Here is a 16,266-nt window from a genome sequence, read left to right as displayed (position 1 = left end):
ACGGCAGGAACGACGACATCGACACGAGGCTGCGCGCGCACGTGTTCGGCGCGCTGCACCAGCAATGGGACGACCGGGAGACAGCGGCGCGGTATCTCGGCCTGGTCCCGTGGGGAATCGTCGCGGTCGCCCCCTGGTACCAGCTCGCCCGGCTGGCGGCCCTGGCCGACACCAACGAGGCATTCATCGCGCGGGTGAGCGACGACCCGGCAGTACAGGACGCGTTGACGCTTCTGTCACGGCGGAACCTGCCAGGGCTGCTCGCCGAGCTGCTCCCCGACGACCTCAAGCCATCGACGCTTCTGGCCGCGCTCGGCGCCGCGTACGTCGGGCTACGCCCTCCCGAGGTCCTCAAGCTCGACATGCTGCACGCCTTGGAAGAGCTCGCCCGCTTTGATGAGCTGACCGCACCACTGGCCGATCTGCTGTTAGAGCTGCGCCCGCACGCGCTCGACTCGGTTTACGGCCCGGACGTCTTGAGCGCGATCGATGCCGAGTTGGGCCTACCTCCGGGCACTGCGCTGCAGGTCACTGCCGAGCTGCAAAAGCGCATACCGCCGTCGCCGCGGCGGCTGCAGCCGGCGGTCAACCGCGCGGCCGGTGCTTTCCCGACCGTTGAGGTGCCGTTCGACCTGTTCGACGGGTGGTCGAACGGGCCGCTACCGGTTTTCCCCGCGATGTTCGCCGCGTTCGTGCACGCTGGGCTGATGCCGCCGCCCGCCGGGAAGACCGCGCAGGACTACGTCGCTGGCGTGCGACGCCTGTGGTCGGGCGCAGACAAGTAACTGTAGAGAACGCGGCCTTGGGAGGAACTGCAGCAGTACGCAAATCGTCTCAGAGGTTGCAAGAGTCATATGCGTCGCAAGAGGACGAGACAGCGGAGGTCGTGCAATGGCGCAAGGATCCGACCGCCCGGATCAGGAGACTGATGAGCAGTGGCTGCAGTCCCTGAACAGCAGGTCCGAAAACTTGGCACCTGTGCGGGAGCGTGGCCTTAATGAGCGCATCCTGCGTGCCCTCGCGCGCAGCAGCCAGGGCAGGGAGTTGCTCAAGGATTTCAGGAGACTCAACCCTGACATGGAACACTTTTTTGTGTTCGATGAGGACCCGGGGCCTGCCTCGCAGGATGACCTCTTCGGGGACCTCACCCTCTTGCCCCGCCTATTGAGTGGCGACAAGATCGCGCTCCTGGGGCACGGCGATCATGCCGCTGCTGCCGCTGCCGAGCTGTCAAGGGTGAACGACGCCTTGTCTATGAGGGCCTCGGACGAGGTCACGGCGAGCCCGGTCATCATGTACATCGAGAACGCCGAGGACTACGCCAAGGTACGCGACGCCCTCGAGACGGTCCTCGCCGCGTTCGACCAGGAAATCATCTTGGAGAGCAGGCAGGTCCGGGGCTCTGTCTGGCAGTCGTTCGTCACCGTCTTCAAGAAGAAGGCGACGCCCGACCAGTTTGAGAACGCCGCAGACACCCTCATGGCCGCCGCCGCGCAACGCCTGTACGCGGCGCCGCAGGCGCAGATCAGCAAGGACCAGAGCGAGGCGATCGCCAAGCTGATCACGTCGTTGGAGGGTTCCGCGAATGCTCTGGTCACGTTCAGCAACCTGTTGCTCATCAAGGTCGACGGCACAGTCTTGGTGCGTGAGCTGAGCCCGGCGCAGGCCGAGTTCATCAAGATGAACCCGCATCTGCAGTTCAACCCGAAAGAAGCGCTTGCGGCGCTCGACAACGCGTTCGTGAGCGTTCAGAGCGGGGGGCAGGGGGACGGGCAGCAGGCGATCACGCCCTAGCTGCTGCGGCGCGGGGCGGCTGGCGATGACGTCGCCCGTTTACGCCCGGCGGGGCACTGGGCCATTCCATCATCGACGTATGGAGTACCAGATTGTCGACCGGTTCCATGTGGTGCCCGGCGCACGACTCGTGACGCGGGCCGAATACCTACTCGGCCTGCCTGCCCCCTCCAGGTCGAACACCCTCGAATATGCCGTCGCCTACGGGTTGGCGGAGATGGCCGATCGCACCGGTCTGATCGAGAACTATCACCCGCCGCGCCTGGTCGAGGACGGCCATCTAGACCGAGGGCTAGAGAAGACACTGGCGCGCGGATTGAACAGGCCGACGAGCTACGACGCCTTTACGATCATCTCGGCGTCGAGGCTCGAGAGCTACCTGTGCGACATCGGCTACCTCGCTTTCTGGCCGGATGACACGGGCGAGTATCACCTGCATCTCGCGCTACCGGTCGACCGTGACCGGATCAGGGCCGCGATCGTAAGCGATCCCCACCTGTTCCCCCTGCTAGATCCAGACGATGACGAGGACTGATCAGGAGCAGTAGCCTCGCCCGTTCGCCCGTTCGCCCGTTCGCCCGTACGGCAGCGGCGGGGCGTTCCTCATCGGATGCATCGACGCGATCGACTGCCGGGCGTTCCTCGTCGAGGACCTTCCCGGGTTCCCCCCGGCCCTGCTGTATGTGTCGCCGACGATCGGCGACCCGCTCGTCGACGTGCTGCCCGATGTCCTCGCGGCGTGGGGCCTGCCCCGCACGGTCGTCGAGGACGACGAGATGTTCCTGCTGCAGTCGGCCGGGCCGGGCTGGCGCTGCGCCCTCACCCTCGGCGGGCACCTGCCCGTGACGCACCGCGGCGAGGTCCTCGTCGATGTCGAGCAGCTCGACGCCGGGCCGTGGTGGATCCCGCCGGCGCTGGCGGCGGGCCGGGTCCTGGTGGCCGTGGGGCCGCCGTGCCCGTTCGTCGCCAGCCAGGGCAACATGCGCGAGTTCCTCACGTGGATCGCCACGCGCTGCACCTGCGCCGCCGTGGTGCCCGCGGTCGAGGCCGCCCTGCATATGCGCTTAGCAGCGCGTCGTGGAACGCCCGGCCGTGGTCGGGCCAGCGGGTGCGCAGCTCGTCGTCGAGCGCGTCGAGCTCGCGCCGGATCCTGGCCGAGCCGGTCGACCGGGCGACGCCGAGCGCCCGGTGCCCGAGGTGCACCGCGCGGCCGACGTCGGCCTGCGGTGACTGCGCGACCGCGACGGCGAGTTTCGCGGTGAGGTGGCCGCGGTCGCGGGTGAGGTTCCCGTCAAGCTTGACGATCTTGCTTTCGAGGATCGACACCGCGGCCTCGGCGCGGCCAGCGACCCGGTAGCAGGCGGCCGACTGTTCCTCGAGCGTGTCGAGGTCGTAATGGTGGATGTACACCGGCACGTGCGGTTCGCTCGCCTCGGGGTGATCGCGCAACGTGTCGGCCGCAGTGTCGAGCAGGGCGAACGCTTCGTGGTACTCCCCAAGCAGCGCCAGGCCGCGCGCCTGCTGCTGCGCGGCCAGGGCGACGAGTTTCGGCTCGAGCCGGTCCGGTCGCCGGCGGGCGGCGGCCGCGTACTGGACCACTGCGGCGTGGTCGTCTGTCAGGGCGCAGGCGATGTTCGCCTGCCGCACGAGCATATACGCGGCCATCTGGTCATCCCCGGCGACCTGCGCCCACTCGGCCGGCGCGGCGCGACCAGGTGAACGCCGCGGGGACTTCCCCGAGGTCCTGGTGCAGCCACCCGGCCATCTCGGCGTACTGCGCCATGATCTGCAGCAGCGGGTCGACGTGCGCGGTACGGGCGCTGCGCCGTAGGTCGTCGAGGACCTCGATTTGCGCGAGCACCGGTTTGAGCAGTGAGCGGGGGCCGAGCATCTTGTCGGCCGCGTAGTGCTCGGCCAGCACCCGGCGGAAGTAGTCGAGCACCTGGCCGTCGACGCGGGCGGGCTCATCGATGGCGCGGGCGACCCGGGCGGTCGTCGACAAGCTCCGGGAAGAGTGGACGGTGCCCGGCCTGGTCACGGTCGCGTTCGACACGGTCGCCGGCGCTGGTGACTTCGTCGAGTTCGAGTTCGAGTTCGCCGGCGAGGCCGAGAACGTCGACGACGCGACGGCCCAGCTCTGCGCGTTCATCGACGGGCTCGAGGTGAAGCTCGGCGACCGGGTCAACCGCGGTTACCCGCACATGCTGCTCGACCGGGACCACTGACCCCCCGAGGGGGCGCGCCACCGTGCGGCGCGCCCCCTCGGTGACGCGCTGGCGGCCGGGGTTGTGGTTTACCCTGACCGGTAGTAGATCGCCGCTGCGCTGTGGGCCAGGGCGCGATTGCCGCCGCTGTGCTGTGGGCCGGGCAGAGCCCCGCACAGTGGAGGCCACAGCAGTGGACCCGGTCACTCTTCAGCAAATCCTCGACGCTCTGGCCGCGGGTGACGCGCAGGCCCTCGCCGCGCTGCTGGCCCGCGAAGACGTCAACCTCTCCGAGCTCGAGCAGCAGGCCCTCGCCGAGTTCGACGGCATCCGCGCACGGCAGGCCGAGGGCCTGACCGCCGACGACGTCACCGCCCTCGAGGCCCTGGCCGACGCGGTCGACGCGATCCGCACCGAGGGCGGCCGCCGCGAGCAGGTAGCCGCCGAGCAGACCGCGCAGGTCGAGGCGATCGCCCAGCGCATCGCCGCCCCCGCGGCCGCCGATGGTGAGGCGAGGCGGGTGAGGGCGAGCAGGCCCTCGAGCCCGCCGGCGAGACCGCCGAGACCGACACGCGCGAGGCGGTCGCCGCCGCCGGCCGTCCGCGGCCGCGGGTCGAGCTCGCCGCGATCGCCCGCCGCAACCGCAAGCCCACCCCTCCCCCGCAGCCGACCCCGGCGAACCGGGCCGCGCTGCTCGCCGCCGCCGACGTGCCCGGCATGGCGGCCGGCGCTCGGTGTGTTGGGGTCGTAGACCCCGGAGTGAGGTCCCAGGAGGCGCCCTGTACGGGCAGTTGCAGGCTCCTTAGAGACTCGAATCCGGGCAGGTCCGGCACAGAGCCGTAGCCCAGATGGATGCCCCCGGTGAAGTGGGCCGCCAGGCGGACCGCGAGGGCGTGAGGCACCGCGGCCAGCGTCATCACGGCGAGGAGCAGCTCGGCGTCGGGGAAGGTGTCCGGACTCCAGCCTCGTGTCAGCCGCTCCTCCAGGGGCCCGACGTGCATTCACCCGGGACGTCCCGGATTCTGGCCGGTCAATCGCGAACCCTCCGCCTTCCGATACAAGATCGGGTGCAAACTCTAGCCAGGGCCCGGGCGACGGCTTCACCCTGACAGACGCCGGCCGGCGCAGCGGGGGCACCGGGTTCTGTGCGGCTAGGCATACCGAGGCGGAGCCAGGCAGCCCGGCCGACAGATCCCGGCTGAAGGACCAAGGTCAAGCCGTGGTTTCCCGCTGACCGGTTCGATGACCGTGTCAGCGACTACTGAGCCCGGTCTCGTCCGGCAGGGCGCGATCGGTGATGACCAACTCGTCCGCCAGGTTGAGGACGCGCACCCGGCCGTGATCGAACTCCAGCAGGAGCCCGATCTCCGCGTCGAGGTGTCGATCCACGATGTGCCACACCGCTCGAATCGATTGGCCGAGGAAACCGCTCATCGGGAAGGCCCGCGGGACGGGAGCGACGACCACCCGGCCGCACTCGTCCATGTCGTAGTCAGCGTGTGGTTGCCGCCGGCCGACGAGCTCGTCAGCGGAGATCACCCCGTCATGGTGTCATGACCGTCCAGGCCCCCGCGTGCAGGCGTGGACGGACGTAGGCATGCCGGGCGGAGGCTTCGTTACTGACGCCGAGACGACACCGAGGACAAGGCGCAGAGCCCGGCCGGACTGTCGTCGAATCCGACGGCCGAGGCCGGAGTGCCGTCCCGCTGATGACTCGCTCCGGCGGGGCCCGGAATGCGGCCTGCGCTCGGACCGCGGCCATCAGCGCCGGACCAGGACGGGTAGACAGGTGCCACAGGGCAGGGTCGAGGCGAAGCTTGCGGCCTGGGATCCGGTCAGCAGACGCAGACGGATCTTGGACGACTCCGCGGCCGCCTCGGTCGCGGCGACGGCCTGTGGCAGGTCAGTGGCGTCGAGCACGGTGACGGTGACGAACATGCCCACCAGGCACACCCCGGCGCCCATGGCCTCTTCCCTTGCCGCCTGCCGGGCCCGCGCCTGGTCGAAGGCATCCCGCGCGGTCTCGTCCCTGCCCAGGCGATGCCGGTATGCCTGCCGGAAAGCCGCCGAGGTGACCTCGCTCTCCAACACCCTGTCGGCGGCGGCGGCTGGCAGCGGCCGGTACTGCAGCGTCACCCGCTTGAGGTACGGCCCGGGCGCGACCATCCGGGCCAGCACATCGGATTGCACGTTCTGCCGCGGCGCCTCCTGCCAGCACCATGACACCGACACCCCGCTGTCGTGCCGGTAGCAGCCCGCCAGCTCCTCGGCCGACAGTGGCACCGCATCCGCCCAGCCCATCGTACGCATGTTGGGCTGGGGCCGGCTCACCTCGCCGCGCGCAGCAGGATCGAAGGCCCCGCGCACGACGGCGGCGATCTGCGCCGCGGTGGCCCGCCCGAGCACGGTGACCCCGCAGGAGCCCAGCGCCGACTCCAGGCCCTCCAACGTGCGCGACACCTCCGCTACGGCCGCCTCCAGTGTCGGCGGCGCCGACGGCGAGGCCGCCGGGTCGAACGTCAGCGACACCCGAGTCTCGACATGCGCCGCCGCGGCGGGCGCGGACGCGACCAGCTGAGCCAGGATGGCCCTGGCCGTGGCGGGCGCGGCCGGGTCGATCGCCTCGGCTATGGTGCTGGCGAGTCGGCCGCCCGGCTCGGGGGCGGTCTCCACGGTGACGCTGACCCAGCACAGCATGGGCACGTGCCCGAGCGAGGCCAGCCAGGACCCCCAGCAGGCGACCCAGGTGTCGGCGTCGTCGGGGTCGGCGAGCCAGGGTGAGGCGGCCACGACCCGCAGCGTCGCGGTCAGGTGCCCGGTGCGCCGGTTCCACACCAGCCCGAACGGCCTGCCGTACCAGTCACCGGCCGACAGCAGGGAGGTGGCGGCGAGTACGCCCGGCAGCTCCAGCCGGGGGCCGGAGCGGAAGCGGGTGAAGCCGCGCCGGGTGCCGTACCACCAGCGCCACCGGGTGAGCAGCACCGCGGCCAGTGGCGTGCCGCCGGCGGGTGCCAGGCCGAGCAGCGCCACCACGAGCACGGGCGGCAGCAGATACAGCAGCATCCGCGGGGACAGCGCGGTGGCCAGCAGCAGCGTCACGACAGCCCCGAGCACGGCGAAGGTGGCGCCGACGCCCATGCCGAGCAGTCCCATGCCGCGGCGGCGCCGCCAGCCGCCGTACGTGCGCGGTTCTCTCGCCTGCGTCATGCCCTGGCCATCCTCGATGACGTACGACCTGTCATGCCGACTCCTGCCGCGGCGGATCCATTGAGGAGGAGACTGAGTCGCCGGCTCTCTTCGCACCGGTGGCCAGCCCCGTGATGACCGCCCCCGCTGCGCCTGCGGCAGGACCTGCGGCGGCGCCGGCCTTCGTCGTAGACGCCCCGGACCCGGCGGGCGCTCCCGCGGGGCGACCGGCCGCGGAGGGCGGGCTGCCGGACGCGGCGGCCGCTGTGGGGGTCGTATGTGCACCGGTCGGGGGCGGCATCGCCGAGGACATGAAGCGGGCGTGGTCGACGGCGCTCGCACCCCCCGCGCCGAAGCCGCCGGAACCGGCCCGGCCGCCGCGGAAGGCGCCGACCGCGACCGCTCCCCCGACGGCCGTGCCGAGCAGGCCGCCGCCTGAGACCGCCTCGCTGACGCTGCCGCTTGCCCAGGTGAAGAACTTGAGCAGCACGGGCAGCGCGAGGATCGACAGAAGGACCATCGCGAAGCCCATGAAGGTCGACCGGGCGTCGGAGGCGTTCCCGAGCATGGTGAATGCCGTCGCGTACACCATGGCGGCCGCGGGCTTGTAGAAGATGAGTGCCAGCATCCAGCCGGTTACCCGCCGGAACCAGGGACGGGTGAGCGGCGTCATCGACCCCGCGGCGGCCAGCGGCAGCATCCCGGCCAGCACGACGAGCGCCGCCTGACGGAACAGCATCAAGACGGCCTGAACGGCCGCCATGACGACTCCCGCGATGCCGAGCACGATCACCACGCCGGGCGAGGCGCCCGCCAGGCCAAGGACGGCCACAAGCTTCTTGGAGAAGTCGCCGGCGCTCATATTGAGCACCCAGCTGGACCACTCGTCGCCTGCCTTCAGCAGCAAGGCCGGCAGCAGCACGCCGAGGCTGCCCGCGCCGAGGATGACGAGCATGCCCGTGCCGGCGTCCAACAGGGGCGCGGCCTTGCGAGTGACAGCGATCTTCGCTGCCGCCGCCAGCAGGCACACGGCGGCCACCGCGACGGCGAACGGCAACGTCCACTGCTGGATGCGCTGGATCGCGTCCACCGCCGACGGGCCGCTGCACCCGACCGCAGGGTCGGCAACCAGGCAGGGCGAGTCGATGCGGGTCCACCAGGAGACGGTGTTGGTGATGATCCACGACACCGCGTACTGGATCGCCTGTGCCAGGCCGTCCACGCCGTACTGGACCGCGCCCTTGGCCGCCGTACCGGCGAGGTCTCCCAGGACATGGCCGCCGCCCTCGACCGCCTGGCGGGTCAGGGGTCCGGCGCCCGGCAGTGCGCCGTTCGCGACGCTCTCGGCGACGCACATAGGGGAGGTCAAATCGGCACACCCCGGTGTCGGGGCCGGAGCGATCGCGTGGACGGTCCCCGCTCGCCCGCCGGCCGTGAAGATGTCCACGCTGTCACCCCCGATCCGGGAACAGGGTGTAGCCAGTCAAGTCGGCTACCGGGGCCGAGGACCGCGTCCAGTCGCCGGAGGGTGGCGCCACCATCCGCCAGTCGTCGTCCCGCCACACCAGTTGCAGCCGTGTGGAGATCCGCACGGTGACGCCGCCGCGGCCGGGACCGGCCGTGACCACGTCGACGATCGCCAGGCCGGGAGTGTAGGCCTGCCAGCGGAACGCCTCCTCCACCACATACGCCCGGCCGATAGGCCCGCCCTCCGCGACTCCCGCCACGGCGCGGACGCTGTCGTAGGTGGCGCGAACGGCCCGCATTAGCGCCGGCCGGTCCGAGCCGGTGAACTGCTTGGCGATGGTCGGCTCGAACACCGCAGGCCCCCACCGCGGGCTGGCCCGCATGCCCAGGTGCAGCGCCGCCAGCAACGCCCCCGCCGGGCTTGGGGCGAAGCCGTACGCCCGGTCCCCGACCACCGTGCGCGGGCCGTCGGAACCGGAGTACGGCAGGCGGACCCCGTTGAAGTCCGCCCACCGCCAACCATCGACGTCCACCTTCGTGCTGGTGTCGGCGAACTGAGCAGGCGCCGACGGGACCGGCGGGCTGCCAGGCGAGGAGCTCTGCGCGGCCGGCAGAACGGCCAGTAGTACGCCTGCCGCGATCAGCACCGCGGCGACCCCCAGGAAGACGAACAACCTCCGGCGCTGCCGCAGGGAGGGGTTCATCCGAAAATCGCCGTGATGATCGGCACGGCGACCGTGGCCAGAGACACGCCGAGCAGGACTTTGGGCAGCTCCGAGGCCCCCTCGGCCGCGTAGTGCGACCGGCCGGACTGCCCGAGCGCCATCTTCCCGGCGCAGATCAGGATTCCGGCGACACCTAGGATCAGGCAGGCCCACTTACCCCAGCCGAGCAGCAGGTCGATCTTCGGCTGCAGGCCCGGCGGCACCTTCGGCGACGGATTGTTCACCAGGTCGTACGGCGGCACGATCGTGCCGATCGCGTCCTGCAGCGCATGCAGCCACATCAACGCCTCTCCCCCAGGTTCTCGAGCTCGCTCCGATTGCCTCCCAGCAAGCCGCACCGGCGTTGCACACCCCGTGACCCGCCACTCCTGCACCGGCCGGTCGCCGCCATGGGCGGGTCACAGGCCATGCAATCGGCCGCCGATGTCCTGCCTCTGCCGGCGAAGGAAGGAGGCAGGCCGCATGCGGACGTACGGCTTGCGCTGCACCGGCTCGCCGACGCCGCGCTCCACACGCGCCGTCGGCGAGCCGGGCGCGGCAGCCGCGCGGCGACCGCGCCGGAGCGGGCAAAGGGCGAGTGCGCCTGCCGTGCCGCTGTACGCCCTCGCCTCTGATGCCGAAGCCGCTGCCCGCACGGCGGCGCGCTCCCCCGGGTGCAGCGGGAGGTGCGGCACAGAACGAACGCCCGCCTGCCCCAGGGCGGCGCGGGCCTACGCCTCCGATGGGTGGCGCTTGGCGACCGTCACCGGACATCCCGACGCGCACCTGGTCCGGTGGCTCACCGGCGAGATCCTGGACCGCTGATGGGATGGCGATGGGCAGGGGCCGCCGCCGCCGCGGTCGCACTCCCGCTGCTGATCGTCGTGTTCGTCTTCGCCCAGCCCCCGGTCCCGGCCGACGGCGCCGAGGACGCGGTGCCGAGCCACCGAGCGCTCTCGGACATCCCCCCGTCATATATGCGCTGGTACATGGACGCCGCGCAGACCTGCCCGGGGCTGTCGTGGACGGTGCTGGCGGCCGTCGGCAAGGTCGAGTCCGACCACGGCCGCGATCCCGCCTCCCGGCGCCCCAACACCGCCGGGGCTCGCGGGCCCATGCAGTTCCTCCCGGCCACCTTCGCCGCATACACGGTCGACGGCAACGGCGACGGCCGTACCGACGTCTACGACCCCGCCGACGCGATCCCCACCGCGGCCGCCTGCCTATGCGCCTCCGGCGCGGCCACCGACATACGCAAGGCGCTGTTCGCCTACAACCACGCCGGCTGGTACGTCGACCGCGTGCTGGCCAAGGCGGCCGAGTACGGCACCGCAGTCTCCGCCGTCGCCGGCGACCTCGTCGAGGTGATCCTCGCCTACGCCCGCCGGCAGATCGGCAAGCCGTACATCTGGGGCGGCACCGGCCCGGACGGATACGACTGCTCCGGCATCGTCTACATGGCCTACAAGGCGGCCGGCGTGACCATCCCCCGCACGACCTTCGGCCAGTGGCCCTTCGGCGTCCGCATCCCCGCCGGCCAGGAGCAACCCGGCGACCTGGTGTTCTTCTCCTCCGGCCCGGGCAACGCACCCGACCGCCCCGGGCACGTCGCCCTCGTCATCGGAGGCGGCAAGGCCATCGAAGCCCGCTGCACCAAATGCGGCCCGATCAAAATCACCGCGTACGGCTCGCGCCGCAACATCGTCGGCTTCACCCGCCCGCTTGCCAACCGCAAAATCGAGCAACAACTCAGCGACAGCCCGTCATGGGCATCAGCTCCCCCACCGTGACACGGTTCGTCGTCGGCGCCGTCGTACCGGTCATCCGGCTCGACGACCCGTGGCCGAAGCCGCCGCTGCTCGGCGAGACCATGCCCCCGCAGGATCGCCGGGCCTCTCACCGCTGTTCTGGACACACTTCAACCCCTACGGCTGATGCCGACTGGACATGGACACCCGTCTCGAGTTGACCGCATCGGCACCACAGTCGTAGCCGGCAACCACCACGCGCCGTCCTCTGGAAGCATGCGGGCGGGAGGCCGAGCGGAAACCCTTACAACACCTTGCTGCTGACCACAGCCACAGGTCAGGAACCGGTAGCGCAGCCCAGTCGACGACTCCTGCTACGGCCCGACGCAGTCCGGCGAGCGCGTGTCCCCCAATGCCACGGCAGCGTGCCGTCGCAGCCGATGACGCCGTTCGCCGACCGCGCCCAGATGAGCCCGATCACACCGCCACCGGTGCCGTGATGCCGGGGTGCGGGTCGTAGCCGTTGAGCGCGAAGTGACTGTAGGTGTAGCCGAACAGGCTGTCGGCCGGCTTCAAGCTCAGCGTGGGGAACGGCCGCGCCTGGCGTGCGAGCTGTGTGCGGACCTGGTCCTCGTGGTTGTCGTAGATGTGGCAGTCGCCCCCGGTCCAGACGAAGTCACCGACGCCGAGCCCCACCTGCTCGGCGATCATGTGCGTCAGCAGCGCGTAGCCGGCGATGTTGAACGGCAGGCCGAGGAACAGGTCCGCGCTGCGCTGGTACAGCTGGCAGGAGAGCTCGCCGTCGGCGACGTAGAACTGGAAGAACGCGTGGCACGGCGGCAGCGCCATCCGCGGGATGTCGGCGACGTTCCACGCGGACACCACGATCCGCCGCGAGTCGGGGTCCTCGCGCAGCGTGCGCAACACCTCGCTGATCTGGTCGATGTGTCCGCCGTCCGGGGTCGGCCACGACCGCCACTGCACGCCGTAGACCGGGCCGAGATCACCGTTCGGCGCCGCCCACTCGTCCCAGATGGTGACGCCGTTCTCCTGCAGCCATGCGGCGTTGGCGTCGCCACGCAGGAACCACAGCAGCTCATAGGCGATCGAGCGGAAGTGGACCTTCTTCGTCGTGATCAGCGGGAAGCCGTCGGACAGCCGGTAGCGCAGCTGGTGACCGAAGATCGACCGTGTCCCCGTGCCGGTGCGATCCTCCTTGCGGGCGCCCGTGGCGAGCACACGGCGGAGCAAGTCTTCGTACTGCGTATCCGGCATGTCGCAAGTCTAGAAGCGGTGCTTCTACGAGACCTGGCAGAGCCGCCGGCGATGCACATCACCTGGGCCGCGATCACGCTGATGACCCACTGGCTCACGCGCGGATTCGCCAGACCGTGATCACGGTTTCCGGAGACCGGTCCAGTTCTCCGGTCAAGACGCGTGACCCTGGGAGTCTTTGCCACCAAGGCCCGACCCGAACGCACGCGCCGCCGAAAGGCGCCGCCCGGCAGCCACGACGACCAGCGTCTTGCTCACCACACGCCCCTCGTCCGGCTCCAGCAGCCAGGCGAACGGCGTGCCCCTCGATCAGCCCGTAGTGGCTCGGGCTCGCCTTCAGAGGCTTTGCCAGGCGACGGCCTGGTGCTCTTCCGTGAGCTCCATCAGGCTCCTCACCAGAGGTCCGAGGTTCTCGCGAAAGTCCCTCTGCTCCGCAGCGAGGAGCTCAGGGAGGACCATCGCCCGGAGCCTGGCGGCGGCGATAGTCAAACGCTTGTGGTCTTGAGGGCAGCTAGGCGGAGAGCCGATGCCTGCGATGGTCTGCCCGAGCTGCTCAAGCTCGAAGGAAAGGTCGCCAGTCGCCCGATCGCGGGCATCAACAAGGAGGGCCGTGAGTCGCAGAAGCCGCTCTCCGTGCTGGTTCATCCACTGAGTTTCCTGCTCGGAAGCCCGCGACCCGAGGGCGTACAATTCGCCATCGGGGTGCTTGCGGCGATTATCGGCATCCGCGAGCGACAGGATGCGTGCCCGGGTGGCCTGTCTCGTCGACAACCCCACGCGTTCCCCCAGCGCCCGAAGCGTCACTGGAGGACGAGTGGCACTGCCTGCTCGCAGGAGTCGCAGCTCCAGGCTGTCGAGGTGAGCGGGAAGGGCGGGAACCGAGCGTCGCGCGTAGGTGAGCAGGGTGAGCGCGTCCAGGACGTCAGACCCCAACGTCTGGCGTGGATTGACCTCGTGCTGTTCTGCGATGAACTGGGCAAGTTCGAGAGGGTTGTCCGCCACCTTTTGCAGATGGCGGTGGCCATAGGGGGTCCCTGGTCGCTCCACGATCGCGTCTCGAGCCGCCTCCATCTCCTCCCGGCTGATGGTGGGGATACGGCGTGCGGGCATGCGTAAACTCTATCTTTACGTCTACGCTCGCTCCTGCTTCTAAGAGGGACGAGTGCACACGGGAGAGAGTCGTCACCTCTCTTGTCGTCGGCCTGGACTCGCCGCCATTCCCCTCTTCCCGCCCTCGACAGTGCTCAGTAAGGGACTGTGGCCATCCCTGCGCGACAACTTGAGCGGGGGGCGGGCCTCCTGTTGCTCCCCTGTGCGCCCTCTACGGGGACGGGAGAGTGCGGCGAGATCCCCCGGGCCCCCTACGACTGATCTCGGCACTCAGCAGCCATGCAAGGACACCGCAAGCGCGCGGACCGGCGTTCTGTTTCCCCTACCTGGGAGCGAGTTCTGCTGTTACCTGCCGCACTTCCCTTCAGCGGACGGATGCCTCCAAGCATGGAGAATGCGGCAGGCCCGCCCCCCGCAGCAGGTCACTAGGAGGCCGGTTTGCTGCGAGGGATCCGCGTGCTGGACCAGAAATTCTTCCGCCCACGGCACCGGGGGAGCCCGCCGCCTGGATGGTGGTGAGGCCTTCGCAGAGGACGCGGCCAGGGGGCCGACCCTTGCAGGGGCCCGATCTAAGAGACGTGCATCCTCGCTTGCTTGATACCACCCCAGGTCGAGGAACAGGAAGGGTTCCGACGGTCATCCTCGGCTGCGCCCATGCTCTGCCGCCTACTGCCGGACGCGCATCCTCGGCTGCGACCTTGGTCGCATGCGTGCAGGCGGGGCAGCGCGGCACCGAGCCAGATGCCGGACAGCATGGCCATAGGTAACGGAATAGTTAAGTCTCCAGCTCAGACCATATGCCTTTCACACAATCACACGTTCGCACAGTCAGCCTGTCCCACAGTCATGCAAGCGAGCGGACGGGGCGAAGCAGGAGCGGCCTAGGTGTCCAGCAGTGTGGTTGTAGGTCGCGGAATGGAAAAGTCCACAGCTCAGGCCGTACGAGTTTCACACAATCACACGTTCAGGCGGTCGGCCTGCCTCACAGTCGTGCAAGCGGAGCGGAAGCGCCACGCCCGGCGGAAATCCCGCCAAAGCTTCAAGGGGACCTCTAGCATGTCCCCTGCGGTCATGCTCCTTGATGAGCGACGCACCTTATGTCTCAACCGGAAGGCAGGATCCCTGGCATGTCGGTCACACCGGTACCGGAAGCCGCTCTCCCCGAAGGGCATGCGGACACGTCCACCTGGCTTGCCCATGACATCAAATCGGTCGCCAACGTCGTCGCGCTGATGATGCGTAAGGGTGGCGCTGGTAAGACCACGCTGACGTTGCTGCTCGCAGATGCTCTGGCTCGGTTCGGGCTCCACGTGCTGGTTGTCGACCTCGACCCGCAGGGCAACAGCTCGATCGGCCTGGGTCACAAGGTGGTGCTGGAGCAGACCGGAGAGACGAAGCTCGGCAAGAAGCCCATCATGACGCCCACCGAGCCCACAGTCCTTGAAGTGATCGAAGCGGACACGGAGGGTGTGGCGGACGACGCGATCCAGATCGTCGACTGGGGTTATGACCTGGACGAGCCGTTCCACCGTGGAGGCCCGCTGTTCCCGGGAAGGGTCGGCAGGATCGGCGTCATTCCCTCTTACCGGGCATTGGAGGTGACGGCGGCGACATGGCGGCCGAACGACCTGGAGAAGCTGGCGAACGCACTGCTGCTTCCGTCGGAGAAGGGCGGCATCGCTCCCAACGCCAAGTGGGACGTCGTACTCATCGACACCCCACCCGGTGGCTCCCTGATCTCCATCATGGCGGCCAAGGCCGCATATCGCGCGCTGCTCGTGACTCAGGCGCAGCGGTTCGGTGTTGAGGCCATCCCGGAGACGCTGCTGCTGGTCGATGACATCCGGGAGAGCTACAAGCATGACGAGCTCGACGTGCTCGGTCTGGTGTTCAACGAATACACCGAGCGGTCGCAGACGCAGCGCCACCTGATGGCAGAGGTCAACGCCGAGCAGCAGCGGGAGGGCTCACCGTACGAGGTCGACGTCTGGAAGGGCCGGGTGCCGAACTACACGGTGGTCGACAAGTCGCAAAACGCGGAAGCCCCCTTGTCGGCCTTCCTGACCTCCAGCGCGGATCGTGAGCCGGCACGGAAGGTGTGCCAGGTCGCCGAAGGGGTGGCCATCCAGCTTCTGGAGGCGATCGGTCATCCGCGTGCCGGTGAGGTGAAGCAGGCGTGGAAGCAGGCGTGGCCTGCTGACCTGCGCATGCCGATCATTAGGGAGGTGTGAGAGTGGCGAATAGTCGGTTGAAGCCCAAGCCGATCACGGGATTCGGCCGGGCCGCTGAACCCGTCGAGGAGCCCGCGCCTGCTCCGGCCCCCGAGCCCGTGACCGAGCCGGCGGCCTCCTCGGTGCCGTCTGCTGCTGTGGGGTCGAAACACGAGGAGCCAGCGGAACAGGATTCCCCGGCTGAAGCACCGGCCCCTGAGGAGCCGACTGTTACCGCGGACGCCGTCTCGGTGGCGCCCGCTGTCGAGGAACCTCCTGCCGAGCAGGCCGCCGCGACGGCCGTACCCATGTCGGCGCCCGTCACGGAGACTGTGCCCACGCCTGTCTCCGCGCAGGCGGATCCCCCGCTGCAAGAGCGCCCGCCGGTCGCAGAGGAACGTCCCGCTGTCGAGGAACCTCCTGCCGAGCAGACCGCCGCGACAGCCGTACACGTGCCGACGCCCGCTCCAGAGACCGTGCCCACGCCTGCCCCCGCGCAGGTAGACCCGCCGCTGCAAGAGCGCCCGCCGGTCGCAGAGGAACATCCCGCCGTCACAGCTCCAGCGCA

Annotated in this window: 16 protein-coding genes; 7 read left to right on the top strand and 9 right to left on the bottom strand. The window is 69.7% G+C overall.

Annotation, left to right across the window (positions count from 1 at the left end):
• The first annotated feature begins 41 nt into the window (after positions 1–41).
• The 3 genes from BXA11_RS32290 (at position 42) to BXA11_RS32280 (ending at position 2,329) form a co-directional block, all read left to right on the top strand.
• On the top strand, positions 42–785 hold the full coding sequence (locus BXA11_RS32290; RefSeq protein WP_076440645.1) for a hypothetical protein: 744 nt from the start codon (positions 42–44) through the stop codon (positions 783–785).
• Between the two features lie 106 nt (positions 786–891).
• Complete coding sequence (locus tag BXA11_RS32285; protein ID WP_076440643.1) at positions 892–1,794, top strand: hypothetical protein; 903 nt, start codon at positions 892–894, stop codon at positions 1,792–1,794.
• 79 nt (positions 1,795–1,873) lie between these two features.
• Positions 1,874–2,329: a hypothetical protein gene (locus BXA11_RS32280; RefSeq protein ID WP_076440642.1), complete on the top strand. Its 456-nt coding sequence runs from the start codon at positions 1,874–1,876 to the stop codon at positions 2,327–2,329.
• Positions 2,330–2,787: 458 nt separating this feature from the next.
• On the opposite strand, the gene BXA11_RS32270 is transcribed toward BXA11_RS32280, so the two are convergent.
• The gene (locus BXA11_RS32270) at positions 2,788–3,459 is read right to left on the bottom strand and encodes an NsdA family TPR-like regulatory protein (RefSeq protein WP_076440638.1); all 672 of its coding nucleotides are present in this window, start codon (positions 3,457–3,459) and stop codon (positions 2,788–2,790) included.
• Between the two features lie 4 nt (positions 3,460–3,463).
• Positions 3,464–3,796 (bottom strand): hypothetical protein, encoded by a 333-nt coding sequence (locus BXA11_RS32265; protein WP_143734642.1) that lies wholly within the window; start codon positions 3,794–3,796, stop codon positions 3,464–3,466.
• A 19-nt stretch (positions 3,797–3,815) separates the two neighbouring features.
• Here BXA11_RS32265 and BXA11_RS32260 point away from each other — a divergent pair, with 19 nt between their 5' ends.
• A complete protein-coding gene (locus BXA11_RS32260; protein ID WP_159454869.1) occupies positions 3,816–4,019 on the top strand; it encodes a hypothetical protein in 204 nt (67 codons plus the stop codon).
• 172 nt (positions 4,020–4,191) lie between these two features.
• Complete coding sequence (locus tag BXA11_RS32255) at positions 4,192–4,749, top strand: hypothetical protein (protein ID WP_076440632.1); 558 nt, start codon at positions 4,192–4,194, stop codon at positions 4,747–4,749.
• Between the two features lie 500 nt (positions 4,750–5,249).
• Here the strand turns inward: BXA11_RS32255 and BXA11_RS32250 are convergent, their stop codons facing one another.
• The 5 genes from BXA11_RS32250 to BXA11_RS32230 form a co-directional block, all read right to left on the bottom strand.
• Entirely contained in the window at positions 5,250–5,537 is a 288-nt protein-coding gene (locus BXA11_RS32250; protein ID WP_076440630.1) for a hypothetical protein, read from the bottom strand.
• Positions 5,538–5,759: 222 nt separating this feature from the next.
• Positions 5,760–7,205: an SCO6880 family protein gene (locus BXA11_RS32245; RefSeq protein ID WP_076440628.1), complete on the bottom strand. Its 1,446-nt coding sequence runs from the start codon at positions 7,203–7,205 to the stop codon at positions 5,760–5,762.
• Between the two features lie 31 nt (positions 7,206–7,236).
• Positions 7,237–8,553: a TrbL/VirB6 family protein gene (locus tag BXA11_RS32240; RefSeq protein ID WP_143734641.1), complete on the bottom strand. Its 1,317-nt coding sequence runs from the start codon at positions 8,551–8,553 to the stop codon at positions 7,237–7,239.
• Positions 8,554–8,635: 82 nt separating this feature from the next.
• Positions 8,636–9,355: a DUF8175 domain-containg protein gene (locus tag BXA11_RS32235; RefSeq protein ID WP_076440624.1), complete on the bottom strand. Its 720-nt coding sequence runs from the start codon at positions 9,353–9,355 to the stop codon at positions 8,636–8,638.
• Positions 9,352–9,657, bottom strand: coding sequence for a hypothetical protein (locus BXA11_RS32230; protein WP_083744739.1), 306 nt, complete (start codon positions 9,655–9,657; stop codon positions 9,352–9,354). The genes BXA11_RS32235 and BXA11_RS32230 overlap by 4 nt, the downstream gene beginning before the upstream one ends.
• A gap of 522 nt (positions 9,658–10,179) precedes the next feature.
• Between BXA11_RS32230 and BXA11_RS32225 the strand changes: the two genes are divergently transcribed.
• Positions 10,180–11,145: a C40 family peptidase gene (locus tag BXA11_RS32225; RefSeq protein WP_076440622.1), complete on the top strand. Its 966-nt coding sequence runs from the start codon at positions 10,180–10,182 to the stop codon at positions 11,143–11,145.
• Positions 11,146–11,580: 435 nt separating this feature from the next.
• Here the strand turns inward: BXA11_RS32225 and BXA11_RS32220 are convergent, their stop codons facing one another.
• Positions 11,581–12,378, bottom strand: coding sequence for a thymidylate synthase (locus tag BXA11_RS32220; protein WP_076440620.1), 798 nt, complete (start codon positions 12,376–12,378; stop codon positions 11,581–11,583).
• A gap of 336 nt (positions 12,379–12,714) precedes the next feature.
• On the bottom strand, positions 12,715–13,488 hold the full coding sequence (locus BXA11_RS32215; protein WP_076440618.1) for a hypothetical protein: 774 nt from the start codon (positions 13,486–13,488) through the stop codon (positions 12,715–12,717).
• 1,127 nt (positions 13,489–14,615) lie between these two features.
• Here BXA11_RS32215 and BXA11_RS32210 point away from each other — a divergent pair.
• Positions 14,616–15,719 (top strand): ParA family protein, encoded by a 1,104-nt coding sequence (locus BXA11_RS32210; protein ID WP_076440615.1) that lies wholly within the window; start codon positions 14,616–14,618, stop codon positions 15,717–15,719.
• The last annotated feature ends 547 nt before the right edge of the window (positions 15,720–16,266 follow it).

Source organism: Microbispora rosea (assembly GCF_900156315.1).
In the GTDB taxonomy this organism is placed as follows: domain Bacteria; phylum Actinomycetota; class Actinomycetes; order Streptosporangiales; family Streptosporangiaceae; genus Microbispora; species Microbispora rosea.
This window is presented reverse-complemented; position numbering and strand designations above follow the sequence as displayed.